This window comes from Thermosphaera sp., assembly GCA_038827615.1.
GTDB lineage: Archaea > Thermoproteota > Thermoprotei_A > Sulfolobales > Desulfurococcaceae > Thermosphaera.
On sequence record JAWBNK010000001.1, the window covers coordinates 103,967 to 129,937 of the forward strand.

At 47.7% G+C, this 25,971-nt stretch carries 27 protein-coding genes and 2 tRNA genes; 21 read left to right on the top strand and 8 right to left on the bottom strand.

Annotated elements, in window-relative coordinates; all coding sequences use genetic code 11:
* Positions 1 to 73: 73 nt before the first annotated feature.
* The 4 genes from QXH45_00645 (at position 74) to QXH45_00660 (ending at position 3,746) form a co-directional block, all read left to right on the top strand.
* Positions 74 to 1,348, top strand: a complete 1,275-nt coding sequence (locus QXH45_00645; protein ID MEM2077764.1) for an SLC13 family permease — start codon at positions 74 to 76, stop codon at positions 1,346 to 1,348.
* Between the two features lie 161 nt (positions 1,349 to 1,509).
* Positions 1,510 to 2,577, top strand: a complete 1,068-nt coding sequence (locus QXH45_00650) for a family 1 encapsulin nanocompartment shell protein (protein MEM2077765.1) — start codon at positions 1,510 to 1,512, stop codon at positions 2,575 to 2,577.
* A 39-nt stretch (positions 2,578 to 2,616) separates the two neighbouring features.
* Positions 2,617 to 2,922 (top strand): hypothetical protein, encoded by a 306-nt coding sequence (locus QXH45_00655; GenBank protein ID MEM2077766.1) that lies wholly within the window; start codon positions 2,617 to 2,619, stop codon positions 2,920 to 2,922.
* A 50-nt stretch (positions 2,923 to 2,972) separates the two neighbouring features.
* Positions 2,973 to 3,746 (top strand): hypothetical protein, encoded by a 774-nt coding sequence (locus tag QXH45_00660; protein MEM2077767.1) that lies wholly within the window; start codon positions 2,973 to 2,975, stop codon positions 3,744 to 3,746.
* Between the two features lie 16 nt (positions 3,747 to 3,762).
* Here QXH45_00660 and QXH45_00665 read toward each other — a convergent pair whose 3' ends face one another.
* From QXH45_00665 to QXH45_00675, 3 genes are all read right to left on the bottom strand, one after another.
* Positions 3,763 to 5,073 (bottom strand): deoxyribodipyrimidine photo-lyase, encoded by a 1,311-nt coding sequence (locus QXH45_00665; GenBank protein ID MEM2077768.1) that lies wholly within the window; start codon positions 5,071 to 5,073, stop codon positions 3,763 to 3,765.
* Positions 5,074 to 5,194: 121 nt separating this feature from the next.
* Complete coding sequence (locus tag QXH45_00670; GenBank protein ID MEM2077769.1) at positions 5,195 to 6,031, bottom strand: putative CRISPR-associated protein; 837 nt, start codon at positions 6,029 to 6,031, stop codon at positions 5,195 to 5,197.
* A gap of 160 nt (positions 6,032 to 6,191) precedes the next feature.
* A tRNA-Arg gene (locus tag QXH45_00675) sits at positions 6,192 to 6,266 on the bottom strand.
* A gap of 103 nt (positions 6,267 to 6,369) precedes the next feature.
* Here QXH45_00675 and QXH45_00680 point away from each other — a divergent pair.
* Positions 6,370 to 6,849, top strand: a complete 480-nt coding sequence (locus QXH45_00680; GenBank protein MEM2077770.1) for a hypothetical protein — start codon at positions 6,370 to 6,372, stop codon at positions 6,847 to 6,849.
* Positions 6,850 to 6,855: 6 nt separating this feature from the next.
* Here the strand turns inward: QXH45_00680 and QXH45_00685 are convergent, their stop codons facing one another.
* From QXH45_00685 to QXH45_00695, 3 genes are all read right to left on the bottom strand, one after another.
* Complete coding sequence (locus QXH45_00685) at positions 6,856 to 7,251, bottom strand: hypothetical protein (GenBank protein ID MEM2077771.1); 396 nt, start codon at positions 7,249 to 7,251, stop codon at positions 6,856 to 6,858.
* Between the two features lie 2 nt (positions 7,252 to 7,253).
* Positions 7,254 to 8,636, bottom strand: a complete 1,383-nt coding sequence (locus QXH45_00690) for a DUF438 domain-containing protein (protein ID MEM2077772.1) — start codon at positions 8,634 to 8,636, stop codon at positions 7,254 to 7,256.
* A 76-nt stretch (positions 8,637 to 8,712) separates the two neighbouring features.
* Positions 8,713 to 10,272 (bottom strand): ABC transporter substrate-binding protein, encoded by a 1,560-nt coding sequence (locus tag QXH45_00695; protein ID MEM2077773.1) that lies wholly within the window; start codon positions 10,270 to 10,272, stop codon positions 8,713 to 8,715.
* An 85-nt stretch (positions 10,273 to 10,357) separates the two neighbouring features.
* Here QXH45_00695 and QXH45_00700 point away from each other — a divergent pair, with 85 nt between their 5' ends.
* The 9 genes from QXH45_00700 (at position 10,358) to QXH45_00740 (ending at position 20,224) form a co-directional block, all read left to right on the top strand.
* Positions 10,358 to 11,368: an ABC transporter permease gene (locus QXH45_00700; protein ID MEM2077774.1), complete on the top strand. Its 1,011-nt coding sequence runs from the start codon at positions 10,358 to 10,360 to the stop codon at positions 11,366 to 11,368.
* Complete coding sequence (locus tag QXH45_00705; GenBank protein MEM2077775.1) at positions 11,368 to 12,195, top strand: ABC transporter permease; 828 nt, start codon at positions 11,368 to 11,370, stop codon at positions 12,193 to 12,195. Before QXH45_00700 ends, QXH45_00705 begins: the two co-directional genes overlap by 1 nt.
* Positions 12,182 to 13,147 (top strand): ABC transporter ATP-binding protein, encoded by a 966-nt coding sequence (locus tag QXH45_00710; protein MEM2077776.1) that lies wholly within the window; start codon positions 12,182 to 12,184, stop codon positions 13,145 to 13,147. The genes QXH45_00705 and QXH45_00710 overlap by 14 nt, the downstream gene beginning before the upstream one ends.
* Positions 13,134 to 14,093, top strand: coding sequence for an ABC transporter ATP-binding protein (locus QXH45_00715; protein ID MEM2077777.1), 960 nt, complete (start codon positions 13,134 to 13,136; stop codon positions 14,091 to 14,093). The genes QXH45_00710 and QXH45_00715 overlap by 14 nt, the downstream gene beginning before the upstream one ends.
* Before the next feature lie 99 nt (positions 14,094 to 14,192).
* The gene (locus QXH45_00720; GenBank protein ID MEM2077778.1) at positions 14,193 to 15,749 is read left to right on the top strand and encodes a hypothetical protein; all 1,557 of its coding nucleotides are present in this window, start codon (positions 14,193 to 14,195) and stop codon (positions 15,747 to 15,749) included.
* Positions 15,750 to 15,831: 82 nt separating this feature from the next.
* Positions 15,832 to 17,229: a DASS family sodium-coupled anion symporter gene (locus QXH45_00725; protein ID MEM2077779.1), complete on the top strand. Its 1,398-nt coding sequence runs from the start codon at positions 15,832 to 15,834 to the stop codon at positions 17,227 to 17,229.
* Positions 17,230 to 17,294: 65 nt separating this feature from the next.
* A complete protein-coding gene (locus QXH45_00730) occupies positions 17,295 to 18,749 on the top strand; it encodes a TrkH family potassium uptake protein (protein MEM2077780.1) in 1,455 nt (484 codons plus the stop codon).
* A 51-nt stretch (positions 18,750 to 18,800) separates the two neighbouring features.
* Positions 18,801 to 19,448 carry an NAD-binding protein gene (locus tag QXH45_00735; GenBank protein MEM2077781.1) on the top strand — a complete coding sequence of 216 codons (648 nt, stop codon included), beginning with the start codon at positions 18,801 to 18,803 and terminating at the stop codon, positions 19,446 to 19,448.
* Positions 19,445 to 20,224, top strand: coding sequence for a hypothetical protein (locus QXH45_00740; GenBank protein ID MEM2077782.1), 780 nt, complete (start codon positions 19,445 to 19,447; stop codon positions 20,222 to 20,224). Before QXH45_00735 ends, QXH45_00740 begins: the two co-directional genes overlap by 4 nt.
* Positions 20,225 to 20,243: 19 nt before the next feature.
* On the opposite strand, the gene QXH45_00745 is transcribed toward QXH45_00740, so the two are convergent.
* Positions 20,244 to 21,527 carry a tRNA (N(6)-L-threonylcarbamoyladenosine(37)-C(2))-methylthiotransferase gene (locus QXH45_00745; GenBank protein ID MEM2077783.1) on the bottom strand — a complete coding sequence of 428 codons (1,284 nt, stop codon included), beginning with the start codon at positions 21,525 to 21,527 and terminating at the stop codon, positions 20,244 to 20,246.
* 72 nt (positions 21,528 to 21,599) lie between these two features.
* On the opposite strand from QXH45_00745, the gene QXH45_00750 reads away from it, so the two are divergent.
* The 6 genes from QXH45_00750 to QXH45_00775 are packed head-to-tail and all read left to right on the top strand — an operon-like array spanning position 21,600 to position 25,189.
* Positions 21,600 to 22,025, top strand: a complete 426-nt coding sequence (locus QXH45_00750) for a translation initiation factor IF-2 subunit beta (GenBank protein ID MEM2077784.1) — start codon at positions 21,600 to 21,602, stop codon at positions 22,023 to 22,025.
* Between the two features lie 16 nt (positions 22,026 to 22,041).
* On the top strand, positions 22,042 to 22,374 hold the full coding sequence (locus QXH45_00755) for a DUF424 family protein (GenBank protein ID MEM2077785.1): 333 nt from the start codon (positions 22,042 to 22,044) through the stop codon (positions 22,372 to 22,374).
* 9 nt (positions 22,375 to 22,383) lie between these two features.
* On the top strand, positions 22,384 to 23,442 hold the full coding sequence (locus QXH45_00760) for a 60S ribosomal export protein NMD3 (protein ID MEM2077786.1): 1,059 nt from the start codon (positions 22,384 to 22,386) through the stop codon (positions 23,440 to 23,442).
* Between the two features lie 3 nt (positions 23,443 to 23,445).
* Positions 23,446 to 23,775 (top strand): translation initiation factor aIF-1A, encoded by a 330-nt coding sequence (locus QXH45_00765; GenBank protein MEM2077787.1) that lies wholly within the window; start codon positions 23,446 to 23,448, stop codon positions 23,773 to 23,775.
* A complete protein-coding gene (locus tag QXH45_00770) occupies positions 23,772 to 24,584 on the top strand; it encodes a serine protein kinase RIO (protein MEM2077788.1) in 813 nt (270 codons plus the stop codon). Before QXH45_00765 ends, QXH45_00770 begins: the two co-directional genes overlap by 4 nt.
* Positions 24,551 to 25,189 carry a KH domain-containing protein gene (locus QXH45_00775; protein ID MEM2077789.1) on the top strand — a complete coding sequence of 213 codons (639 nt, stop codon included), beginning with the start codon at positions 24,551 to 24,553 and terminating at the stop codon, positions 25,187 to 25,189. Before QXH45_00770 ends, QXH45_00775 begins: the two co-directional genes overlap by 34 nt.
* Positions 25,190 to 25,194: 5 nt before the next feature.
* Here the strand turns inward: QXH45_00775 and QXH45_00780 are convergent, their stop codons facing one another.
* Positions 25,195 to 25,614 (bottom strand): EamA family transporter, encoded by a 420-nt coding sequence (locus QXH45_00780; protein ID MEM2077790.1) that lies wholly within the window; start codon positions 25,612 to 25,614, stop codon positions 25,195 to 25,197.
* A 195-nt stretch (positions 25,615 to 25,809) separates the two neighbouring features.
* Here QXH45_00780 and QXH45_00785 point away from each other — a divergent pair.
* Positions 25,810 to 25,966: transfer RNA gene (locus QXH45_00785), tRNA-Trp, on the top strand.
* Positions 25,967 to 25,971 lie beyond the last annotated feature (5 nt).

Consider the following 25,971-nt stretch of genomic DNA (forward strand, 5'->3'; position numbering starts at 1 on the left):
AAACGTCTGAAAAGCTGTCAACGTTTTTCTTATAAACTCATATCCAATTTTACTATGTTTTTGATGAGGATGAATGGACGTCAACTTTGCAATAGGATTCGGGGTCATCTGCTATCTGGTAGTTATGCTGGTGGCTAGGAGCAAGAGGCCCGAGCTACCGGTTTGGAGCATAATGTCGTTTGCCATGTTCATAGTAGTCATCTCGGGAATCGTAAGGCTCGATGAGATCGATTCTCTCATAAACCTAGATGTAATCCTATTTCTTATAGGGATGTTCAGCATTGTCTCAATCCTTGACTACTCCGGAGTCATAGACTTGATGGCCATGTGGTTCGTCACAAGGTTCAAAACAAGATACAAGATTCTCCTTGCACTATCCCTAGTCTACGGACTTCTATCCGCGTACACTGTGAACGATGCTTTAACTCTTATGGGAACCCCTGTAGCCTTATCCATCTCAAGGGCGATTGGCGTTGATCTCAAGGTTCTCCTTCTACTAATAGCCTTCTCCATCACAATAGGCTCAGTCATGTCGCCCGTCGGGAACCCCCAGAACATGTTGATATCTTCGTCCTCGGGCATGCCCGCTCCGTTCATTGCTTTCACGGTTAAGCTCGCCATTCCAACGATTATAAACCTCCTTGTAACAACTGCTGTCCTCATCAAGCTCTATAGGGTGAGCAACGCGAAGATCCTTATCCCCTTAGTCCCAACCGAGAGGATAAAGGATAGGAGGGAAGCAATCCTAGGAGTTACGTTGTTCACTGTTACTATAATGCTCTTCGTGTTGAACGATTTGTTCGAGACGTATGGGCTTCCACACGTTGGGAAGAGAGGGCTGATCCCGTTTGTAACTGCTTCTCTCGGCTACATTCTCTCTAAGAAGCCGAGAAGAATCCTCGAGGGTGTTGGCTGGGGGACTATCATATTCTTCATATCAATGTTCATAACCATGAACGGGATCTGGAGGAGCGGGGTTTTAACCCCACTGCTCAATCTCTTCCTAGCCGAGAAAAGCGTTGGGATTGATGGAATATTCAGGATCGCTGGAACATCTATTATCGTGAGCCAGTTTCTCAGCAACGTTCCATTCACGAGTCTCTATATCGAGTATTTGAAAAACCTGGGCTATACCGGCTCAGACGTGAACGCGTGGATAACGCTGGCGATGTCCTCCACTATCGCGGGCAACTTCACACTACTAGGCGCGGCATCAAACATCATCCTGCTCGAAGTGGTTGAGCAACGTGGAAAGAAGTCTCTCACATTCATAGAGTTCTTTAAGGCGGGCTCCATAGTGACGATCACTAATCTATTCGTGTACATTCCATTCATTGTTCTCCTTTAAAACTCCTCAGCAGGACATCCTTCTTTTCCGGGATGTGCAGAAACAGTTAGAATCCTCTCCTGAATCTAAACTGATTCCACACCGGTCTTCTTTATCGAATAATTTATTTTTGGATTAGATTTATTACCTCGAATAATCATTAAACTAACAAGGCTGAAAGTATGTTGTCCAAACATCCTCTAGAACTTCCAATAAGTAGAACACTTACTAAGGATGAAGTTCTCGACGCTCTTCGGCTCGCGATCATAGCCGAGCTAGATGCGATAAGTCTTTACCTTCAGATCGCGAGATCGGTTACCGATGATAATGTGAGGAAAGTATTCGAAGACATAGCTAGAGAGGAGAAGACGCATGTCGGAGAGTTCCTTGCATTATTGAAGCACTTCGACACCGAGCAATCCATGGAGCTGGAAAAAGGAAGCAGGGAGGTAACAGAGCTTACGGGCATCCCCGGTAATTCCCAGCTTGAGGTGAGGGAATCCAGTGAATCAAGTTCCCCGAGCACGTTTAATGAGGAATTAATCAGGCGGTTCACGGGCGAATTGAACGCTTCGAGGATCGTGGCGTTGAAATCACCGAGAGTGGTGGTTGGACGGGGTGTTGAGAGCGTCCCCTACCCTATGGTCAGGGAGGGAGGAGGAGAAGAGAGGGGGATAGCTGTCCTCCAGGAGATCTCTGTGAGATTCAAAATACCTCAGAAGGCATTAGACTACTATGAGAAGACCCGAGTCTTCGATGCCCCGGAGTTATACCTGGCTGCGAGACAGTTGGCTGTTGCCCAGGATAAGCTCATCGTAGAATCCCTGATAAGCAATAAGTTCGTTGTGAGAATGAAAATGAGCTCCTGGGAGACCCCGGGCGCATCAGTTGTTGAGGTGGCTTCAGCGGTTGGCGAGTTATTAAAGAGTGGATTAAGAGGCCCCCTAATGCTCCTAGTACACCCGTCCAAGTATGTGAAACTATTGAATGTAAGCGACAAGACCGGGGTTATGGATTTGGAGAGGGTTAAATCAATAGTTAATGAGATCGTGGTTAGCGATGCCGTTCCTGAGAATAAGGCATTACTGGTTGCTGCTGACGCGAGTGTTTTCGACGTTGTAGTGGGAGGTGACGGTGTGGTTGATTATATTGGCCCCGAGGACGGGTTTCATGTGTTTAGGGCATGGAGCACCATGGCTGTTAGAGTTAAGGATCCACGAGGAATAGTCGTATTAAGCGAGGCCGAGTGACCTCAGAACCAGGATGAATCGTTATCAATGGTTATTACTATGTTGAATTTAGATGAAAAGGTAGAGCAAGCCGAGAGGGTTCTACGGAGGGTCGTTGTACCCGGATTCGACGTTGACGTGGTATCGTCTAGCGTCGTGTCAAGGATGAGGGTATCCAGGGATGGAGAGAAAATAATAGTCTTCGTAAGATTCAAGGACAGTGACCCGGGGTGCGGGTTCTGCAAATTCTTGAACCACGCCCTTTGGAGCACAATTGTGGAGAGGATTAAGGACGCGCTCCTCGACTCCGGTTTGTTCAAGGAAGTATACGTATATGACGATTTAACATTAGCTCAGCTGGCGTGACTTTTTAAAACGCGGACGTATGCTGATAAGCGAGACCGAGGGATGCATTTTTGACGGAGGGCCCTCAGGCACGGGCAATAGCATTGTTAATAAATCAGAGCTTAGCGGGCAGGAGGGTTGAAAACGTATTTATTCGCTCAAGGAGAATACGAGTCCCGCTTGAGAACCTGGTTTCGAAAAAGCTTGATAGGGCTGACTCATACGGGAAGAACATACTGCTCTTCATGGGTGAGTATTCTATCAGAATTCATCCTTTAATGTATGGTACCGTGAAGCTCTACAAGATTGATGAGCAACACAATAGACCTGAGAGACAGGTTAGAGTCAACGTTGAGTTCGATGAATACCGTATAGTAGGATTCAACACGCCAGTCGTGGAGGTAGACTATGCCGAGAAGATAGTGAGCTGGCTTAAGAGCACCCTGGGCCCGGATCCCTATAAACCCGGGTGGAATAGGGCTATCGTAATGGAGAGGCTAAGACGCAGGGGCGGCGAGAAGATAGGATCTATTGTGTTAGATCAATCCGTTATTGCAGGTATTGGCAATATCTTGAGGAATGAGGTTCTCTTTAGAGCAGGAGTGAATCCCGAGAGAACCGTTGAGAGTTTGTGTGATGAAGAGTTGCAAGCGATCTTGGATGCTGTGGAGGCTCTCTTCAAAGAGTTCCTGGAGAGATTGATTATGGGAGAAGGGTTGAAGAATGCTCTCCTAATTTACAATAAATACAATGGGGTTTGCCCTAGGTGCGGGTCGCGAATTAAGTACTACAGGCAGGAGCCGCACAAGCGTAAGACCTTCATGTGCCCAAAATGCCAGAGGTGAAAGATCCTCGTGCTTCCTAACTTCTCCTCTTGAAAACTCTGTCTTTGAACTCCTCAACAGCCAAGTAGTGATCCACGATGGGCTCGAAATAACCTTTAAGCCGATGCTTCAACGGGTTGTGGAGTTCCTCGCACTTATACCCCCCGAGCTCCGGAATATACTTCCTGATGTACGTGCATTGTGGGTCGTACCTCTCGGACTGTAGAATAGGGTTGAAAATCCTAATAGGTAATGGATCCACGCCGGATGAGGCTGCCCACTGCCAATTGCCAACGTTGAGTGCTTCGTCGAAATCTATTAAATACTTCTTGAAAAACTCCTCTCCACGCCTCCAGTCGATGTGTAAGTCTTTGACTAGAAAGCTTGCAACGATCAATCGAACTCTGTTATGCATCCAGTTCTCAGTTTTCAACTGCTTAATTCCCGCGTCTATTATCGGGTACCCTGTTTTTCCCTCAATGAATGCCTTGAACAAGTCTTCATTTAGACTCCACTCCAAGTTTCTCATAGACGGCTTAAGTTCCAGGCTTCTCATCCAAGGATACCTATGCATTAGGTAATAGTAGTATTCCCTCCAGGCAAGCTGTCTCACGAACTCTTCCGACGCGCTTTTAGCCTTGTGGTAAACAGTTCTTACCGAGACTATTCCGTGTGAAATGTATGGTGACAGCCGGGAGGTTCCATCGGTTCCAGGATAATCCTTGGTCGTAGCATATTTTGAAAAATCGAACTCAAGTAGCCTTTTCGCAAGGTATGCGATGCTCCATGACGCTCCCGTCTCAACTCTCCACTTGTTCTTTTCTATAACCTCACCTAGTCCTGGTTCATCGATCTCAGTGAATTTTTCCCGTGGTGGAGTTTCAACAACTGTGTCGTCCACTAGCTTTTTCCACTTATTGTAGAAGCTGGTGAACTGTCGTGTTTCCCCTATCTTTGTATAATCTACTAGGACATTATCCCAGATTACTGAAAGCTTAACACCATGGCCCTCGCAAATCTTTTCCAACCGTTGAATTCTTTCTCTATCAACCTCGGTGTGGGGATAACTTACGTAAACTCGCTCAAACCTGTATTTTCCAAGCAAGTAATCCATGACAGCGTCGAATCTACCGGTTAATACTCTCAAGCGCGTGTGCTGACTTATTCTCTCGAGAGCTTGTAGAATAAATGTGAATCGGGGGTCCCCAGGGTGTACTCCCCTATCACCTAGTTGTTCAAGGTCGAGCACGTAGACTGGTACGATCTTATCGCCCCTAGCGCAGGCCTCCCATAAACCCCTGTTATCATCAACTCTTAGATCTCTGGTAAACAGGTATAGAGATTTCATGCTGGGATCTCTCGCACTACATTACTCTCCAAAATCTCCTATGTTTCAAAATGTATGTTTCGCTATTTAAGGCGTTGGCATCTCCGGCGAGATCTTGATTAAGCGCTGAAAGCGGCGACAGCTATTTAGACTTTGATGCCTCCAGTTTCTCGATGAGAGATCTAATCCATGGTCGTACAGCATAATATCCTTCCACATGCTTTACGATCCCGCGATCAACGAGCTCTCGTCTAAGATCAGACTCGATAGAGCCCCACGCCTCGAGGGGGATTCTATCTTTAAGCGATTTCACCTTCTTCACGAAGTCTTCATCTATGCTGATGGGTATTGCTGGGATAAAGATGGGTTCATGGAAAGTTTCATGGATGTATACCACGCCCTTGGCCCCGGCGAGTAGGGATGCGATCACTAGGAAGGAAGACTCGGCTTTGAAGCCCGGGCTAGCGTTAATATAGACAGGAGTATCCTTACTACTTGCCTTATCGATCTCGCTGGTGACCTCATCGAGAAGCTCCACAAGTCCGTCCTCAAAGCTTTCGAACCTACCAAGTTTTTCAAGCACTTTGACTCTGACTACGCCATACCCCAGTTGTTTGAGCAGGGTTTCGTTCAGCTCGGCCGAGAGAATGCTGGAACAGGATGAAGTAGGATACAGTACTACCTCTGTCTCCCTTCGGTGATGTGTAAGCAGGCTTGACATTTTAACTATACCGGTAGCCTCGGCAGAGGCTTTCTCCCCCATCTCTAGAGTCTTATTTATCATCTCATTGAAAAGCGATGGCTCCAAGTCCTTCAACCTACATAGAAGACCTTGTGGATAAATGTTTCTGGGATCGTCAAGCCTCATGTTGTGCCAACTACTGATGTCTTGATATTTGTTTCTCCAACCCTCTAATTGGTTGCCGAGGTTTCTCAGAATAGAGGTGCCGACTAGGGAGATGTAAACATATTTGGTCAAAAACCCACCCCTATATGATAAATCTAAAACTAGTTAAAATGCTATTTCACGCTGTTGCCACTATCATGAGAGACCAGTGAACTACTATAAACGATTTGAACATCAGGGCCTCCATCATGGATAAAATAAGTGGCCGGCGCGATTTCCAACCGGATTTGAACGGGCCCGCGGGGATTCGAACCCCGGGCCTCCGGCTTAGAAGGCCGGCGCCCTATCCTGGCTAGGCGACGGGCCCTCCTCTTGTGTTTTAGTATTGTTTCTCGTTTTATATTTTTACTCTCAGCTCGCTCGACTTAGGTTTAAATTAGTGTTTATATACAATACATCACGTGTTCTTCATGAGCAAGCTTGTGGTTTTACTATTAACCGTGGTCTTGGCATCTGCGACCGCGTCTATAGTGTTGGTGAGAATTGGATTAGAGGGGTATGTTAAAGTGGGCTCTACTCTCTTGTCTAGCACCATTATCTTAAACATTACTTCCTCGGAGGGCTATGCAGAGTACGACCTAGGATATCTAAGGACTGAACACCCGGTGTCTGTGAGGGCTTTTGCCCGCCTTGTCGAGATTGAGGGCGTGTTTTCGGGATCCATTAGCTTCAACCTCCTCATCAACGGCAACGTCAGCTATAATATAGGCATGCCCTGCGCGATAGTGGTGGGAAATGCTTCGTGTGCAAGAATCCTAGTAGTCATCCCTGGTTATGATGTGCCGTTAACTATTGAGGGCGGAGAGTACACTGTTAGACTGATAGTCCGCTGGAGCGATATGAAGGGAGAGGGGAGATTCAAGGCGCTCATCGGGCTTGCCGAGGCATAGCCTCCCCTAACTGGCGTTTTTAAAAAGAGACGGGCAGACATCGCATCCTAGTGGATCTACGGAATTGTCGACAGCTTTATGAAGTCTACACAACTTCTTACTCGACAGCGCCTTCAGAACTATACGAGCAATCTCGAGTCGTAGTTCATATCCTCTCACCAGCCCGAGCGCAATTTTCTCAGCCAACGCATCCAACTCTAAATTAAGCTCCGGTATTGAAGTAGGGTCGAAAAACAACCCTCTCTCCCCCTTCACATATCTCGAGATAAGGGATGGGGAGATTTCAAGCCTCCTAGATATCTCTATCGGGGGGATTTTCTTCTCAAAAAGTTTTAAAGCGATCGCCCTCTTAATGGATGGTTCGACATACCTTGATGCTAGTTCGAACACTCCTCTCGACATTTTCAGAGCACCACTATCTTCCTCTTTACCTCCTCAGGGTTGTTGACGATGTCTGTGAAGTCCTCTACTACTTCGAGAACTCCAAGTAGCTCGTTTTTAGAGTTTCTCACAGCCACTATCATTACCCTTATGATCCTATCTCCCAGCTTCGTCCAGAAAACCCTGTATTTCTCTCCAGTCTTCACTAAGTATTCAATATTTTTCAACACATAGTTCTCCAGCCTCGGCGGGTGACAATATTCAAGACGCCTTCCAATGATAGTCTTAGCTCTTGGAAAGCCTCCAGCGATACTACTCTCGCTGAAGAACCTCACTCTTCTATCAATGTTAGCGTAGGTTACCTCCAGCGGCAGAGACTTGAATATCGCTTCAATCTCCTCCTTTCCTAGAAAACCTGTCTCAAACTCTATATCCCCCTCCTTTTTTATCACGTAATCGTCGGGGGTCGTGTGTCCTGATGCGAGAACTTCCCTGAACTCCTCGGGAAGCTTATCTAGCCCCTCCTCAACCACTCCTGCTTCAACCTCATGCGGGTATTTCGGCTCTCTACTGGGAGACCATTCACGTCTTCCCACACTAATATTGTACCCTAGCCTCCCAGCCACCTCGTCCACTGCCGCCCACTCGCCTTCGGAAAGGATCACCCATAGGGCCGGATAGAGGATTTTATTCTCTCTGAAGACTAGGTCGACGACTTCCTTGACCATGTTTGAAATGGTGTTTACGATGCTGTCGAGCGATTTTTTGTCGAACCCTGAGATAGTTTTCTCGATCTCGGCCTGAACCTCCCTTATCTTAACTAGTACCTGGTCTTCCCTCCCCCACATCACCCTAGGTATGGATACGATACCCCTTCTCTCGAGATATGGGAATAAGACCATTTGATTCTTCCTGTAGTGGTTTCTGAGATTCTTCTTTAAGATGGATAGTAATTCTCTAATATTGCTTAACAACAATCCTATATTGGTGTCCTCGCTGTTATCGATCGCCCTCTTTAAACCCCCTGTGTAAACTCCTAGTGCTTCAGCGGTTTTCAAGATGTCCTCGTTCTCCCTCATAAGCAAGTCCAGCGGATGCCCATGAGGCACGTCCCTTAACTCTCTCTCGCTTAATGATTTTCTGAAAAGCTCCAGGTGAATATCACACATCTTTAGTATTTCGTTAAGAGATACACCTTCCCTAACAAGCTCGTGCTCAATCAAAACTATCTCGAAAGGCGAGATCTGCGCTAATACGTTCTCAAACTCCGCTTTGAGCTTCGAGAAATCTTCGCCCTGGTGTATCTTCTTGAGTATTTGCTTAACTATCTCTATCTTCTCTCGGCCTATTGTTGACATGTTTCTCACGATTTGAGTTATTCTTGAAACCCCTTTTAAATTTGACACGTGTCAAATCTAATCTATATCTGCTTTGCCCTCTGATAGGGTTAAAGGAAAAATGAAGTATAGTGTAGAAAAAAAATTAGGGGCTTGTCTTGTAAATGGTTGAATACGGCATGAGCATTGGCGGCCCTATCATTATTCCATGAACATTCTTGTAGTAGACTATCATCAAGTTTCCTTGTAGCAATGGGATGAAGGGTACTTCCTCGGCCAATATGTTTTGTACTTGAGCGTACAGCTGTGTTCTCTCTGAAACGCTTACGAGGACTTGGGCCTGGTTGAGCAGTTCATCAACCGTCGGGTTGGAGTATTGTGAACCCGTCCACTTGTTCGCACCCGTCTTCATGAACGGGGTCAAGAAGTTGTCCGGGTCTATGTAGTCTGGATACCAGCCGAACAAGCTGAGCATCATCCTGTTGTTTCTCGCGTTATCTACGTATGTACTCCACTCAGCGCTCTTGATTTGAACGGTTATCATGCCCGTTGCCTCTAGCTGGTTCTTTAACAGAGTTGCAACATCGGCTTCAGTGTCACCATAGTGTGTCGGCGTGTACCAGAGCTCGATGACTAGCTTGTTCTCCTCGCTGTAGCCTGCTTGAGTTAGGAGTTGTCTCGCGAGAGTTATGTTGGGGCCGGGCCCATAAGCATTCTTGAAAGCATCTACGTGACCCCACATGCCAACTGGGACTAGGCTGTAGAGCGGGCTCATGGTATCGTAGAAGACTGTTGAAGCTATCTCGGTTCTGTTTATCGCCGCGGCAATCGCCTTTCTCACTAACACGTTGTCAACGGGAGACATTTTGACGTTCACGATGATGTATCTTATGAATGTTCCCGGTATGCTCTTGACAACCAAGTTCGGGTTTTTCTGCAAGTCTATGTAGTCTTGGGGCCTGAGAGTCCTCCAGGCAATATCTACCTCTCCGTTCTCTAGCGCAAGCCTCAGTGATGTTGCATCCCTGTAGAATTTCACAACTATCTCTTTCGTCTTTGGTTTATCGCCGTGATAATACTGGTTCTCCTTCAACACTATGTATTCGTCTCGTTTAAACTCGGCAATGCAGTATGGCCCCGCTCCTCCCCACGTCGCATCGCTCACTATTTCGTTGGGATAGCTTGGATGCACCGGGAAGTATGGGGGCGTTGCAGCTACCGCGAGGAAGTAGCTTGCCGGAGTAGCTAGTTCAAACCTCACCGTGTAGTCGTCCAGCGCGGTTACGTTGGCTACGAAGTCAGTGACAAGCCAGGCGGGGTCTCCGTTTATGCTCATGACTCTTTCAATACTCCTCACAACATCTTCCGCTTTTAGACTTCTCCCATCGCAAAATGAGACGTTTTTCTTCAACTTGAAAGTCCATACAGTTCCATCATCCGAGACGGTCCAGCTTTCAGCAATCCCTGGTATTAACTCATCTGTTCCCGGCTTGTATTTCACGAGACCCTCCATCACGTTAGATAGTATCTCCCACGTGAAGAAATCATACGCATTTGACGGATCTAAATCCGTTACTTTATCCGTTACCCCTATAACTATTCTCTCTGCTGCAGTCGGTTGCGCTGGTTGAGTGTATATATATATGCCGACTCCAGCGGCGATTACTATAAGTAGGATTATTACTATCAATATCTTCTTATTCATATCCCACGCCATGTAGATTTTTAATACTCCTGAGGTTATAAAGATAGCCTTGAATAACCTGTAAATGTTTGACGGGGATTGTTGAATGGGTCTTGCGCGCTACGTGTTGGTGAGGGGTTTACTCATTATTCCGACGATTCTTGTGCTCTACACGTTGGTTTTCATAGTTTTAAGGATTCTTCCAGGAAACCCAGTTCTAGCGGCACTAGGGACTAAGAACATCCCTGAGGAACAATTGACGGCAATAATGAAGGAGCTGGGTCTCGACAAACCATTATACCAGCAGTACTTTGAGTACTTGTTCAACTTTTTCAGGGGAGATATGGGTAAGTCAATGATCATTAGGGGGAGGGCAATAGCCAGCGATATAGTTGACAAGCTTCCCGCAACGATAGAGTTATCCATATGGGCAATGGGGTTCAGCCTCTTAATAGGGGTTGGTATGGGATACCTGGCTGGGAGAAGCCGGAGGGTATGGGTTAGGGATTTCACAAGGCTCTTCGGCTCTATCACCTATGTTATATTCATACCGGCCCTCGGACTATTTCTCCAGTTGCTGTTTTCACAGTGGATTAGGGTTTTGCCTTCTAGCGGGAGGATTTCAACTGGGTTTTACTTGAAACCTATAACGGGATTGTACACTATAGACTCGCTCCTCCAGTTTAATGTTCCCGCATTCGTGGATGCCGTTAGACACCTCATTCTACCGGCATTCACGCTGGGGCTTGTCCTCTCGGGACCCTTTACGAGGCTTACACTGAATAACATGCTGAGGATTAAAGATTCAAAGATGGTTACGGCTTACTATGCTAGAGGGGTTAGAGAAGAAGTTGTTTCGAGACACATCTTCAGACACGTGTTGATTCCCGTGGTGACGTATGCTGGACTTCAATTCGCACTACTTCTTGGAGGAGCCGTCTTGACGGAGACGACTTTCAACTGGCCTGGCATAGGGACTTACTTGGTCGATAAGGTGTTTTACAGGGATTACACTGCCATTCAAGCCGTAGTTATAATATTTGCGTTAATAGTGGGTTTGACGAGCCTGATAGTTGATGTAATCTATGCTCTAATAGACCCGAGGGTGAGGTATTAGTGAAGATTTTGAGAACGTTGAACGCTTACATGGTAGTCGGCCTGGCAATAACCGCATTCTTCATAGCTACTGCACTCCTGGCCGACTTCATAGCCCCGTATTCACCAGTCGAAGCGGTTGGACCAGCGTTAAGCCCTCCCTCAGCCGAGTTTATTATGGGTACAGATAATCTGGGAAGGGATGTTTTCTCGAGGGTATTGTATGGTAGTCGGATCATATTGGTCGTCGTGTTCATCTCTGTGGCGATGAGCGGGGTAACGGGGACACTCCTAGGCTTGATTAGTGGATACGTGGGCGGGGTCTCGGATAGGATAGTATCATTTATAATGGACTCCTTATACGCGTTTCCCTCGCTCATACTGGCGATAGCATTATCGGTAGCCTTGGGGACAAGTCCTTTGAACGCTGCAATAGCCATAGCCGTCGTTTACATTCCAACCTATTTTAGAATGATACGGGGGCAGGTTTTGAGCTTAAAGAACGAGTTGTTCATCGAAGCAGCTAGGGCGCTGGGAATTCCTTCAACGAGAATCGTGACTAGACATATACTCCCTCATCTCACGCAGACGTTGATGGTGGTTTTCAGCATGAACAGCGCAGACGCCGTGTTGACCGAGGCTGCGCTGAGCTTCCTGGGGTTAACCGTCCAACCCCCTACGCCTGACTGGGGTTTCGACCTCTATAAGGGCAGAGGATTCATTCTCTCGGGTTCATGGTGGTTGCTAGCGTTCCCGGGCCTTATGATAACTCTGCTAGCAGTTGGCTTCGCGCTTCTCAGCGAAGGCATCTCATTGAAGTACGGAGGGAGGGTTAATGGAGACTATTAAGGTAGAAGATTTATGGGTCAAATACTTCGCTGCAAGCGGCATAGTCTCAGCGGTTTCAGGGGTTTCACTCACGATCAAGCGTGGTGAAATCCTCGGCGTAGTTGGCGAGAGCGGTAGTGGAAAATCCACCCTGGGCTTCGCCCTCATGAACATGGTTCCTCCCCCTGGGAGGATCGTTAAGGGAGCCGTTATTCTAGAAGGCGTTAACCTCCTCGATCTCAGCGAGAAACAGTTGAGAGAGGTTAGGGGAAGCAAAATATCAATGGTTTTTCAAGATCCGTTCACCACGCTGGACCCCTTGAGGAGGATAAGCGATCAATTCGTGGAGTTTCTAATGGAGCATGGGTTATCCAAGGAGGAAGCAGTCTCGAGGTCATTCGAAATGCTCGCGGCTGTCGGAATACCGGAGAGGCTTAGAGACGCGTACCCTCATCAACTAAGCGGTGGACAAAAACAAAGGGTATCTATAGCCATGGCCATAGCTCTAAACCCGTCGCTAGTGATAGCTGATGAGCCCACGACAGCTCTTGATGTCATCGTTCAAAAACAGATTATGGACCTAATCGACGAGATCAAGGTCAAGCACAATGTTTCAGTAATGCTGATAACACACGATATTGCTTTAGCCTTGGAGAGGTCTGACGGAATACTCGTCATGTATGGAGGAGAGGTTATGGAGTATGCTACTAAGGTCGAGTTAATGAGGAGCATGCATCACCCGTATACGCGAGCATTGTTTGCATCCCTACCCAAGCTATCGTCAAGCGATCTTCCGAGATTCCTGAAGGGTTATCCACCAGACCTTAGGAACCCGCCGAAGGGATGTATTTTCCACCCTAGATGTGACTACGCTAGGGAGAAGTGTAGAGTCGAGAAGCCTTTCGTCAGGGAGGTTTCCCCTGGACACTTTGTTTCGTGCCATTACGCGGGTGAGCTGGATGCCGTTGGTTGAACTAATGAATATTGTAATGGAGTTTGAAACAGGGGCTTTCGGCAGAAAGAAGAAGGTTAGAGCGGTCGATAGAGTATCCTTAAAGATCGATAGGGGATTGATATATGGCCTGGTCGGCGAGAGCGGTAGTGGGAAGTCAACGCTGGGAAGGGTTTCCCTGCGGTTATACAAGCCTGTTAGCGGTAGAATCCTGTTCGACGGGCGAGATATAACTAGGATGCCTGAGGCAAAGCTCAGGTCGTTGAGGAGAAGGATGCAACTTATTCCACAAGACCCTTACGGAGCCGTTAACCCCGTTCAAACGATAGGGGAGGCGTTATCTGAGCCCTTGATCATCCACTATGGGTTAAGCGGGAGCGCGGCCCTGGAGAAGGTGATAGATGTTTTAGAGAATGTCGGCTTGACACCACCCGAGGATTTTTTGAACAGGAGACCTTATCACTTAAGCGGTGGACAGCTTCAGAGGGCCGTTATTGCCAGAGCGATGCTCTTGAAGCCGGATTACTTGGTTGCTGATGAGCCTACCAGCAACCTCGACGCTTCAATAAGATCATCGATTATAAAATTGTTAATCGATTTTAAAAACAAGTTTAATCAATCCCTCCTTTTCATAACTCATGATATAGTACTGCTCAGCCTGATAGCCGGTAGAATAGGCGTTATGTATCTTGCCCAGCTAGTTGAGGAAGGACCAGCTCGCGACATTATAAAGAACCCCCTCCACCCGTACACGAAGGCTTTGCTCTCCGCAATTCCGCTCATCGGTGAGGAGTTAGGGTTTGAAAAAGTGGTTTTGAAAGGCGAAATAGGGGATCCAGCGTATCCTCCAACTGGATGCCGACTCCACCCGAGGTGTCCTTTCGCCTTTGAAAAGTGTTCCATGGAGGAGCCTCCTCTCGTAGAAGCCGGTCCTGGGAGAGCGGTTAAATGCTGGCTATATGCTTAATCCCGCCCTCCCAACCTCTACTCCTCTGTACGACCTGGTTTGCCATTTTTCTACAAATTTATTAAGACTGTAATTCCTACATTTAAAATGGTTGTAGTCATGAGTTCTAGTGCAGGTTCATATTCAAAGAACTATGTAGCATTTCTATTAAAAAAAGTCGCCGAGGCTTACCAGAAGCTTGGAGACGACGAATTAGTCGGCTTCGCGATGTATTATTCCGAGAAGCAGAGGAAGAAGCCCGGGCTCCTTAGAAGAAAGGGTGAAAGAATAAAGACCATTGGTTTAGTGTTCTACCCGTTTCTCCTCAGGCAGTACGCTCGGGGTGTTGCAGTATTGATAGATTCTCTAAAGGTGAACAAATTCACGGCCTCCTATGGGGTTCTCGATAAAGATGCGATTGACTCTGAGATAAGGGAACTTTCGAAGCTTTCGGGGAAGAGCTTTCTCGACGGACTGGTCAGAATGAGTAAGCTGACTCAATCGATTGCTAAGGGGGAGGCAGGCGTTCGTGAGGAGAAAATCGAGCTTGATGGAGTAGTATCCGATGTATCGTTCATCTCCAAGTTGAAGACTTTCATAGAATATACCGCTAGCTATGAACTCCCCTTTCTCGAACTCCCCTTCCCCACGGTGAAACACGAGGTCGTGGTTGGCGAGATAAGCAAGGCTCTTGATGAAATAGATGAACTCATGAAGTATGTTAACAGTGTGGTGGAGAGGATTGAAGACATGCTGGGTCAGTGGAGGCGTGGAGTGAGGGGAGAGTATGAGGAGAAGTTGAGGAGAATAGACGAGAAGATTGAGGAGACTAGACAGGTGGTTGCGAGAAATGTTGATGAGTTGAGAAAGAAGAAGGAGGAGGAGCTGGCGAATATTCGGGAGAGGTATCAACCCCATATCGAGGCTGTTGAGAAGAGAATTGTTGAGACACGTGAAGACTTGAGGAAGCTAGAGGAAGAGATCGAGAAAGCGAAAAGCTACGGGAGAGACGCGTCGGATTTGAAGAAGAGGCTTAACGAGTTGAAAAAGACTTTGAAGGCTCTTGAGGAGGAGCTGGGGAGCGAGAAGGCATCCTACGATCGCGAGGTTGGAAGAATTGAGAAGAAGTATAATGAGCTCGTGGAAGCAGAGAACAACAAGGTTAGGTCGTTAATCAACGAGAGGGAGGGGGTTCAGAGAGAGCTCGAATCGATTCTACAGGACGCTGATAGAAGATTCGACGAGATCAGAGGATATCTCCAGGAGTACAGGGAGAGATTAGCGGAGGCCGAGAAAACTATTGAGAAGATATCACTACCAGTGCCCTCAGGGGGCGAGGGATTGTACCTTATTCCTTTGATATACACACAGTATGTTTCGGGCGGCTCTACTCGCTCCACTATCACTACGCCGGTCGTACTCGAGCCCGGCGGTAAGCTGGGACCCAGAGTTAAGGTAATCATTCATGAGGAGATTGCCAACTACATGTCATGGGTAAAAACGTTGTTGGATAAAGAGGAGATGAAGCCTGACGTCGAAAGCAATAACCTGTTGTGGCGCGTCCCTATTGAAAGAATAGAAGTATCTTTAAACCGGCTTGCCGAGATCGGGTTGTTTGGAAGAGAGGAGGCATCAGAGATTGTTAGGAGGCTAGGGGAGCAACGAGAGATGAGGTAGTCAAACCCTTGCTTTACTATGCGTAAGTCATATTTTTATTTTCAATCTGCTTCAATATCTTCTCGGCTATCAAGGGATGCTTATGAACAGCGAGTCTAAACTACTGATAACCTTGGCGATGATCGTTTTAGTGGGTTTGATAGCTTACTCTCCCATAGGGGGTCTTACCTTCCAACAGAAAGCGATGCTGGGTATCACGGCACTTGCAATAATCTATTGGGTTACCGAGTGCGTTCCAATACCGGTAACGGGCATAATTATCATCCTTTTGGAAGTAGTTACCGGAATATTCCCTCTCTCAAGGGGATTATCGTACATAGCCTCCGATGTTAACATGTTGATCCTTGCAGGGCTCGTAATATCTATTGCCCTGTCGAAATACCAGCTTGACAGACTCTTGAGCCTGAAGATATTATCCTACATGGGGGAGAATACGGATAAGATAGTGCTCGGCATGATGCTGTCCACCGCCCTCCTTTCAATGTGGATTCCTAACACAGCGGCAGCCGCTATAATGGCGCCCGTAGCAGTAGGAATGTTGGAGTTGATCAACGCTGAGAAGGGCAAGAGCAATATCGGTAAAATGATGATGATAGGCGTTGCATACGCTGCCACGATAGGCGGCGTTGGAACTCCTGTTGGAACACCACCGGTGCCGATCACCATGCGAAACGTTAAAGAAGCAACAGGCTACGACATCACTTTTGCACAGTGGATGGCGTGGGGTGTACCCATAGCTCTGGTACTAACCCTACTAGCATGGGGTTTATTGAAGACGTTTTTCCCGCCGGAGGTTAAAGTAATCCCTGGGGGTAGAAGCATTGTTGAAAGAGAACTGTCGAAGATAGGCAGCCTCGATAGGCGGCAGAAGATGACTCTCGCCATCTTCGGGGTTGCAGTGATCCTCTGGCTCATGGATTCGTTCTACCCTCTTCTACCAAACTGGACCTATATTGCGTCGCTGATAATAATCATTCTCTATCTGATCCCCGGTGTTGGAACCCTTTCATGGGACGAGGTGTCTAGGGAGGCGGACTGGGGGGTTCTCTTCCTAATAGCGGGAGGTTTAGCGTTAGGCGGCGGCCTGAGGGAGACGGGATTGGTAAGGATGCTCGCAGACTTCATTGCAACCGGTTTAACGGGAACATCCCCATATATCGTGAACATTATCATAGCACTGGTAACCGGCTTCAGCGTGACCGTTTTCTGTAGCATAACGGCGACGTCGTCGGCCTTTGTCCCAGTAGCTTTGGCAATAGCCTCCTCCCTCGGTATTGATGCCAGGTTCACTGGCATCGTTGCTGGCATAGCCTCGTGTTTTGCATTCCTTCTCCCAGCTAACACGCCGCCGAACGCCATTGCTTACTCGTACGGGTACTTCAAGAACTATGAGATGGCTAAGGTAGGAGTGGTTATGACTATATTGTCTTCGATAGTTATAATAGTTTTCATGCCGTATATTTCTATTCTGACACGCTAACCACTTTTACCCTAAAGATAATGTTTTTTATGAAAAAGGCTCTAATGTATCAGTGGTCGTAGCTTATGGTGTTGTTGAGAGGATTCAACATTTTGAAAACTGTAGCTGCCTTGTTTTCACTGCTAGGCGGGCTCATGATGTTTGTACCGTTGGTTGATTTCCTGTCGGGTGTGAGTGTATCGCGGGTCTTCCTAGCTTTTTCAATAGTCCTGCTGGCGGGCGGAACCCTACTCGTCTACAAGGTTAAATCCGAGGAGGGCTTGTCATTTATCGAGGCTACTATATCCTCTACTCTAGCGTGGACTCTACTACCTGCAGTCTCAGCGATTCCTTTGTCGATAGAGCTGGGAATCCCCTATTTCGATGCGTTCTTCGAGAGCGTCTCGGGATTCACTGGAACAGGGTTAACGGTTCTCACCGGTTTAGACAGCATGAAGCCCAGCATCTTGTTCTGGAGAGCCCTTATGCAATGGGTAGGGGAGCTTGGTTTCGTCGTTTTCGCTATGGTTTTATTCCCATTTTTCTACAAGTATGGCCTTTTAATGTATGGCGTCGAGAGACCTATAAGAATAGAAGCGTCAATGTATAGAACTGCTAGGAGGTTATTCAACATCTATATAATACTGACGCTCGCGGGAACCCTCATGCTTTACTATACTGGTATGAACGTCTTCGACGCTCTCGTTCACTCTATGACGGGCATAGCTACCGGTGGGATGAGCAATTATGACAGTAACTACGACCAGATATACCGCACCGCACCGTTAACCTCCATCCCGCTGATAATCATAATGGTGCTTGGGGCGACGAACTTCCTGCTTTTAGATAAACTCTTGAGGGGGGAGGGCGGACAAGTAGTGGGGAACGAGGAGTTCAAATTATACGTGTCTCTCCTAGCATTCTTTTCCATCATAACATCTTTAACGGTTGTTGTTTCAAACCCAAGCTCCATTCAGGAGGGAATTGTTTCAGGGGTCTTCAACGCGATATCCGCTATGACCACCACCGGGTTTAACATCGGCTCGATTAACCAGCTCCCCTACGTTTCCAAGCTAATCCTAGCGTTTTCAATGTTCATTGGGGGAATGACTTTCGCCACAGTGGGCGGTATTAAAGTGATGAGATTCCTGATACTGTTGAAGAAGCTTAAGGCGTCATCGGTGAACATCGTCACAGGGGGAAGGGCGGAGGTCAGGGTTAGGCTGGGCGGCAATATTCTCGAAGACTCCGAGGTAGCGTCTGCATTGTTGATAACGGTAATCCACTTTACCACGATATTCGTTGGCGCTACTTTGATAAAGTCAATGGTCCCCGCGTTCGACTATGCCGACGCATTCTTCGAGTCGGCTTCGGCTTCTAGCTGTGTGGGTTTATCGGTTGGAATCACCTCTCCCCTTGCTCCTGCAGGGGTTAAGGCGGTTCTAATAGTCTTAATGATACTGGGCAGGCTCGAGTATCTTCCACTATTAATGTTGATAGGCTACGTTGCCGGGAGAAAGACTATTAAACTATTAAAGTAGGGAGAGCATAAAATTATTGATGGTTAGGAACGGTAGCACGAGGTTTACGTTATGAAGATATTGATTGCCGGGGGCGGCGAGTTCGCCGAGAATTTGATAAGAATGCTGAATCCAAGGGAGAACGAGATCATAGTGATAGAGAAGGATGAAGCTAGGAAAAGGGAGCTGGAGTCTAGGTACGATATACTAGTGATCAATAAAAATGCCACCGACGTGGAGGTCTACACCAACGAGGTCAAGATGGACGAGATCGACGCTGTCCTTGCATTAACGAACAGCGATGAGATAAATCTGCTGGTCCTAGCGATAGCGAAGCTCCACAATATTCCGATAAGGATTGGTCGGTTCGCGGAGGAGAAGATTGGAGAACTCGTGAGGGAGCTTCAACTAGGGATACCTATCACGCAGCCCAAGGTTCTGGCGAATCTCGTTGCGAACTACATATCCTCGGTTCTAACACCTCTCTACCTCGGAAAAGTTGGCCTTTTCGACCTATACTTGTTGGGAGTATCTGAGGGGGACAGGGCTGCGGGGTCTAAGATAGTGGACCTGGAGATGGATGAAAGAGTTGGCAAGATAATACTAATGTTTGATGGAGTAGGTTTCAAGGTGCCAACTGGCGAGGAGGTTTTAAAGCCCGGCGACATTCTTTTCATACTCTCCTCCGGAAACGAGTTTGTTAGGTATATTAAGGGATGAACATGGCTGAAGCAAATATTGTTCAAGAAGTGCTTGCAAAGCTAGAAGTCCCGATCATTATTATTGCAACACTGCTGATCTTCAGGGTATTACTCAAGAAATTTCTCGACTCATTGTCCTCACGGGGATCTATATCGAGTATTGCCAAAGAATCCGTGCTACGGATTCTAGACATTTCTATCATAGTGATCTCGTTTCTAACGCTCATAGGACAATTCATCGAGGTACACTTGGCTATCATAGCCCTCGGCGCTCTCAGCGTACTGCTCGTGCTCATGTTAGTTGACAGGATCAGGGGTTTCATTGCATACCTTGCCCTCCAAATGGATAGGAAAATGCTCGGCAGGCATTACATGATATTGGTTAACGGCCTTGGGAAGCCGATCTACGGTAAGGTTACGAACATTTCGACATCGCACTGCGTGGTTGAGGACATATTTGGGGAGCGGTATATCATTCCCAACACATTAATGTACAACGCTATTCTCAAACCTCACGCGATGTCCCTCGTGTTCGACGTCAGAGTAAGGCTTACAGGCAAGGAGGATTTATCCAGGCTCATATCCTTATTCAGGGATTTAAAATCCGAAGTTTTCAGAATTGACGATAAGAGGTCCATTATTAGATACGTGGGTCCTAGGGGATTCATCGTTAGGATAATCGTTCACCCAATATCATCGACGATTAGGCAGTCAGACATCAACGACTTCATCGCTGAAATCCTCGAGAAGTTCAGGGAGTATGAGATTGAGGTAAAATTCGTGGAGATGCACTAGGCTCATGCAGTTTTACCTTTTAAACGGTGACTACTAATCCCCTTAAATCATAGAAAGTAGCCCTCTCGATGAGAGCTTCAACCAATTCTCCGTAGCCAAGGGATTTATCACTATTTAGCACGACGGGGATGTAATTCCCTAGTCTTCCCACCCATGTATTAGAGTATTCAGTTATGAATACTGGGATTTTACGGCCAACGTATTTTTCACGCACCTTCAACCCTACTTCTTCAACGGTTTTCAGGAGCCTCATCATTCTCTCCTTTCTGGTTTTTGTTGGAACGGGTGGAAGCCCGGCTGAGAGCGTGTTGGGTCTTAGACTGTACCCTGCGAAGTGCACTCTTTCAAACTCTAACTCTTTGATGATCTTAAGGGTTTGCTCGAAATCCTCATCACTCTCCAGGGGGTGCCCCACTATAATGTCTGTGGCTATGCTTACATCAGGTATCTTTCTCTTCACCTCCAACACTGTTCTCCTGTATTCTTCGATTGAATACTTCCTGTTCATGGCTTTCAACACTTTATCGCTTCCCGATTGAAGGGGTATGTGGAGGAACCTGTATATACGAGGGTCTGAATTGATTGTCTCGATTAGATCGTCTAGGATGAACTCTAAATGCTCCGGGTTAATCATACCTATTCTAATCCTGAAATTTCCGCTGACTCTTGAGACCCGCGCGACCAGCTCGGGAAGGAGCCTCTTCCCGTAGAGGTCTAAGCCGTAGACTCCTAGATCCATCCCGGTCAGCTGGACTTCGACGGCTCCTTTGGCCACAGCGGCCTCCACAGCTCTCACAACTGCTTCGATGCTGTGGCTTACCACTGCTCTTCTTGCATGCTTAGTGATGCAGAAGGAGCAATTGCTCAAACATCCCTCTTGAATTGGTATTGGGGCTATTCTGCCCTCGAAACATAGGCCTATGAGGTCTCTTACCCTGGGTCCGTTGAGGAGAAATACCCTATCTGCGGCTTCCACGGCTTCATATATCCTCACAGCGTTTTGCGGAGATACCAGGCTTGCCTCGGGGGCGGTCTTGTAGACCTTGTACGGCTGAGCCGCGGGCATGCATCCAGCTACTACTAGTTTCGCCCCCTTCCCGAGGGCTATTCTCCGGAGCTCTGCTATCCTCTTAATCATGTGTTGCTCAGTGTCAAGTCTCACAGTGCAAGTATTGAGTACGATGGCGTCGGCACTCCAGGGGTCCCCGGCGAGAGAGTGTCCTCTCTCGACTAAAACCTGTTTCATCAACGCTTCATCGCTCTTGTTTAGGGCACACCCGTAAGTCTCCACGTAAACCTTCATTAAAACCCCTGGTTCTAGGATATTGTTAAATAGCCCTCTTAACAATAAAGTCTTTTAATAGAGGTGTTGCCCTTGAACAGCGCTGTGGGATACGAATACGAAGAGCTTTTGAATAGGGCTTTAGAGAGGCTTCCCTCGAAGAAGGGGAGCAGCGAGGTTTTCGAGATACCGAGGGCTGAAGTTTTAATAGTTGGTGGCAGGACAATCGTGCACAATTTCTCAGAGATCGCTGAAGTTCTTGGAAGGGAGAGGGATGTTGTACAGAGATACTTTGTGAAAGAGCTCGGTGTCCCTGCATTCACTAATGAGGCAGGTCAGCTCCTTCTCCAGGGAAAGTTTAATGCCTCAGTGATTAACAAGCTGATAGAGGTTTTCGTAGAGAAGTACGTGAAGTGCCCTACTTGTGGCGCCGTTCACACTAGGCTCGCTAAGAAGGGGAAGGTTTTCATCATGAGATGTGAGGCCTGCGGGGCCGAGACGACTCTACCGGCTTTTTAAAGCGTGTGATGGTTTAATGAAGGATTCAGATGATCAACAGCTACCCGGGCTTGTCTACGTTCACGTCCGCGTTGTCGAGGGTGAGGTAGTAGTTTCGGCGTGCGACGCAGAGCTTCTCGGCAGGGTTTTAATAAACAAGGAGGGGGGCATGAAATACAGCGTGGACCCCTTCTTTTATAAAGGAGAGCTTAAAACGGTCGAGGAAGCATTAATGCTTCTCTCAAACGCTACAACGGGAAACCTCGTGGGGAGTAGGATAGTTAAGGCTGCCGTCGAGAGAGGCTTAATCCATCCCGAGGCGGTCTTAGTAATTGATGGGGTTCCAATAGCGTTTTTCACAGTGATATAGGTGTTTTAAATGAGGTTTTGCGTTAGATGCGGGAGAGAGGTTTCAGAGGATGAGATCATCGGTAATTACTGCATCGATTGCTATGTTAAGCATCAAACTCCTTTTAAGAATAGGCCGAGGCTTGAGGTCACTTTATGCCCTAAGTGCGGCTCCTGGCTCTACAAGGGAGAGTGGAGCCTGCCCGTCAGCACCGAGGAAGTGTTCAGGAGGGTCGCGCTGAACGAGTCTAGAAGATTCCTCAGGGACGAGGTTGAAGCATTAGACGCTAGTGTTCTAAGAGGGGTTCACAAGATCAGCGCCAGCGAGCATGGAATAACCCTAAGACTTCACCTCCTTGTTAAAGGGAAGCATCCAATTGATTATGAGCTCGAGGTCCCGGTTAAAATCAGCTACAAGCCATGCCCATCCTGCTTGATGAGGTCCGGGGGTTCCCACAAAGCCTTGGTCCAGGTCAGATATGAGGGTAGAGTAGACCTGGATAGGCTTGCTGAAGAAGTGGAGGAGTTAATAGTAGAGACGGGCCTCGCTTCAAGCGTAACGGATGTTGAGGTCGTCAAGGATGGCGTGGACGTGAAGTTTGAAGACCCGGTACCTGCAAGAAAGCTCTCGAGCATTCTGGGTAGAAGGTATGGAGCTATGACCACCGAGTCCTTTCGCTCAACGAGATTCGACGCTCATGAGGGAAAGTGGAGGGGGGTCGTAACCATCTCGGTGAGGATACCGCCCGTGCGCAAAGGCGTCGTAGTGGAATACCTCGGGGAGGTAGGAGTTGTAGAAGAAGTATACAAGGGATTGGTTAAGATAAGGGTGCTCGAGACCGGCGAACTAGTTCAGACAAAGGTTTCCAGCTACTGGGAGGGCAGGATCAGAGTCGTCGAGAAAGCCCACGTCAGCGGCCCCTTCCTCGTAACGGGGGTTGACAAGAACTACGTATATCTTCTTAGGGAGGACAGTGGAGAGATGAAGGAGGTTTCCGTTAAGCCGGGCTATTCTCATTTAAAAGCAGGTGTCAAAGTATTATTATTGACAATAGAGGATAGAGAATACTTGATAGAGGAGAGTGGTTAAGTTTTGCCTAAGAAGGATCAAGGTCTAGGCCCCGGTGCTGAAACACCATTACCCGGAGATGACACGGTAGTTTGCGGAGTCATAAGGCATCTAGGCGGAGACTACCTACTGGCTAAATGCATGGACGGCGTCGATAGGAAGGTCAGGATCCCGGGGAAGCTTAGGAAGAGAGTTTGGATTAGTGAAGGAGACATCATCTTGGTAGGCCTCTGGGATTTCACCCCTGATAAAGGAGAAGTCGTATACAAGTATGGTAGGAGCGAGGTAAACAAGCTCCTGGAGAAGGGTTTTTTGACGAAGGAGTTCATCGACGCGCTCAGTGAATACGTATGAGCGACGATATGGATAGGCTCCTGCGGCGTGGAAGCGAGGAGCCCAGGATAAAAGATGCAGACTTGTATGAAACGGTTGAGGAAGTCTTCGACTCCTCAACAGTGTTGACCATAGTCTCCCTGATTAGGAAGAGGGTTTTGAAGCGATTGGCGGGCGTGGTCAGCGCTGGTAAGGAGGCCAGGGTTTACCTCGGATACGCTCCCGACGGGAGGCCGCTGGCCGTTAAGATATACTTGACGAGCTCAGCGGAGTTTAGACGGGGCATCTTGAAATACATAATGGGGGATCCCAGGTTTCAAAGAGCTAAGCTCAGCGACACTAGATCCATCATTTACGCCTGGACTAGGAAGGAGTACAGGAACCTTGTGAGAATGAAGGAGGCGGGAGTAAAGGTCCCGCAGCCAGTCGCGTTTCTGAACAATGTCCTGGTTATGGAATTCCTCGGCGAGGACGGCCGGAGGTATCCGCTTCTCGAAGAAGCCTACAGGGACCTGGAGGCTGTGGAGCTTGAAAGTATCTATACTTTAGCCTTAGAGGAATTGGAGAAGATTGTCTGTAAAGCTAAGCTCGTGCATGGGGATTTCTCAGAGTTCAACATCATGGTTAAGCCTGACTTGGACGTGGCGGTGATCGATGTTAGCCAGGCTGTTGATCACTCGCATCCCAATGCGAGGGATTTCCTGGAGAGGGATGTTAGAAATATTAACAGGTTTTTCAAAAATGAAGCCAAGATTAATGTATTGAGTGAGGAAGAGGTCTTAGAGGGGTTACTTAGATGTCTGGAGAGGAGAAGGGTAGATTCATCCTAGGCGTTACAAGGCTCTACGAGAAACTCCCTTTGGATAGGATCGGGGTTTTAATCGGGGATGATGGGAGAGTTAAGAAGGAGATAGAGGTGAAAACTAGGACCAGCATCACCATAGACTCAAACACTGGTGGAGTCGTCATCGAACCGACTCTTCCAACTACTTCAGCCCTCGAACTCATGAAGGCTAGAGATATTGTTAAGGCTATAGCGTATGGATTCAGTCCCGACAGGGCCATGAGGCTCCTCGATGAGGATCAAGTATTGGTCGTTATCGATGTTAGACAGTACGTGGGTGACAAGCCAAATCACGTTACAAGAGTTTTGGGAAGAATTATTGGAGAGGATGGAAAAGCGAGGAGGACTCTAGAAGAAATGACTGGTGCATACATCTCCGTGTATGAACCATACGTCGCGATTATCGGGGATTACGAGACAGCGAATATTGCGAAAACGGCCGTGGAGATGCTGATACAGGGTAGGAGGCACTCTTCAGTCTACAAGTACGTTGAGAACGAGACATTCACGTTGAAGAGGAGGAGGATGAGAGAGTTATGGATGAAGCCGCCGGGGATAGGCGAGAAAAAAGAATCCGAGAGCGGAGAATAGATTTTTCAGAACACTAACAAGTATATAGCAGCTATCATCAAAGCGCTCGCAGCTATCTTCTTAATCGTTATTTCCTCATGCAGTATGAGGATAGACAATATGATCACGAATAGGAGGCTTGACTTATCTATTATCGAGACGGGAGTCGTTTCCCCCTTTTGAAGGGCGAGGAAATACAGAACCCATGAAGCGCCTCCAGCCACGCCGCTAAGTATTATAAACAACGCCTCCCTAGAGGTGATCGTGGAGACGAAGCCCGTTCCCCTGAAAGCAAACATAACTCCAACCGCGAAAATCATCATGACTACGGATCTCAAAGCGGTAGCTGTCACGGAGTCTACGTGTTGAAGACCTATTTTAGCGAAGATGGTAGCTAGAGCGGCCATGAACGCGTCGAGTAATGCGTACAAGACCCAATCCTCCATGTACCCCACCAGCGGTGAACGGCATCTCGTGCGGGCCTCGTCAACACGGGTTTCAGAGGGGCTTCTAACCCCGGGTTCCCTCTTCATCTGCCGTTGACGAATAGTATGGGGTGATCCCTATTTAATGCTTAACGAGGGCTGGGGAAAAAGCTTATATGACTCCTAAGACTATAATACCTGGCGATGACTGGTAGTGGGCCCGTAGCTCAGCCAGGCAGAGCGGCGGATGCTGGGGTATAGCCCCGGCGGCCGATGCTCCAGATCCATGCTATGGGTCATACGACCTTCACGGGATGAGATAGATCTGGAGGGAGTGACCCGTAGGTCAGGGGTTCGAATCCCCTCGGGCCCACTACG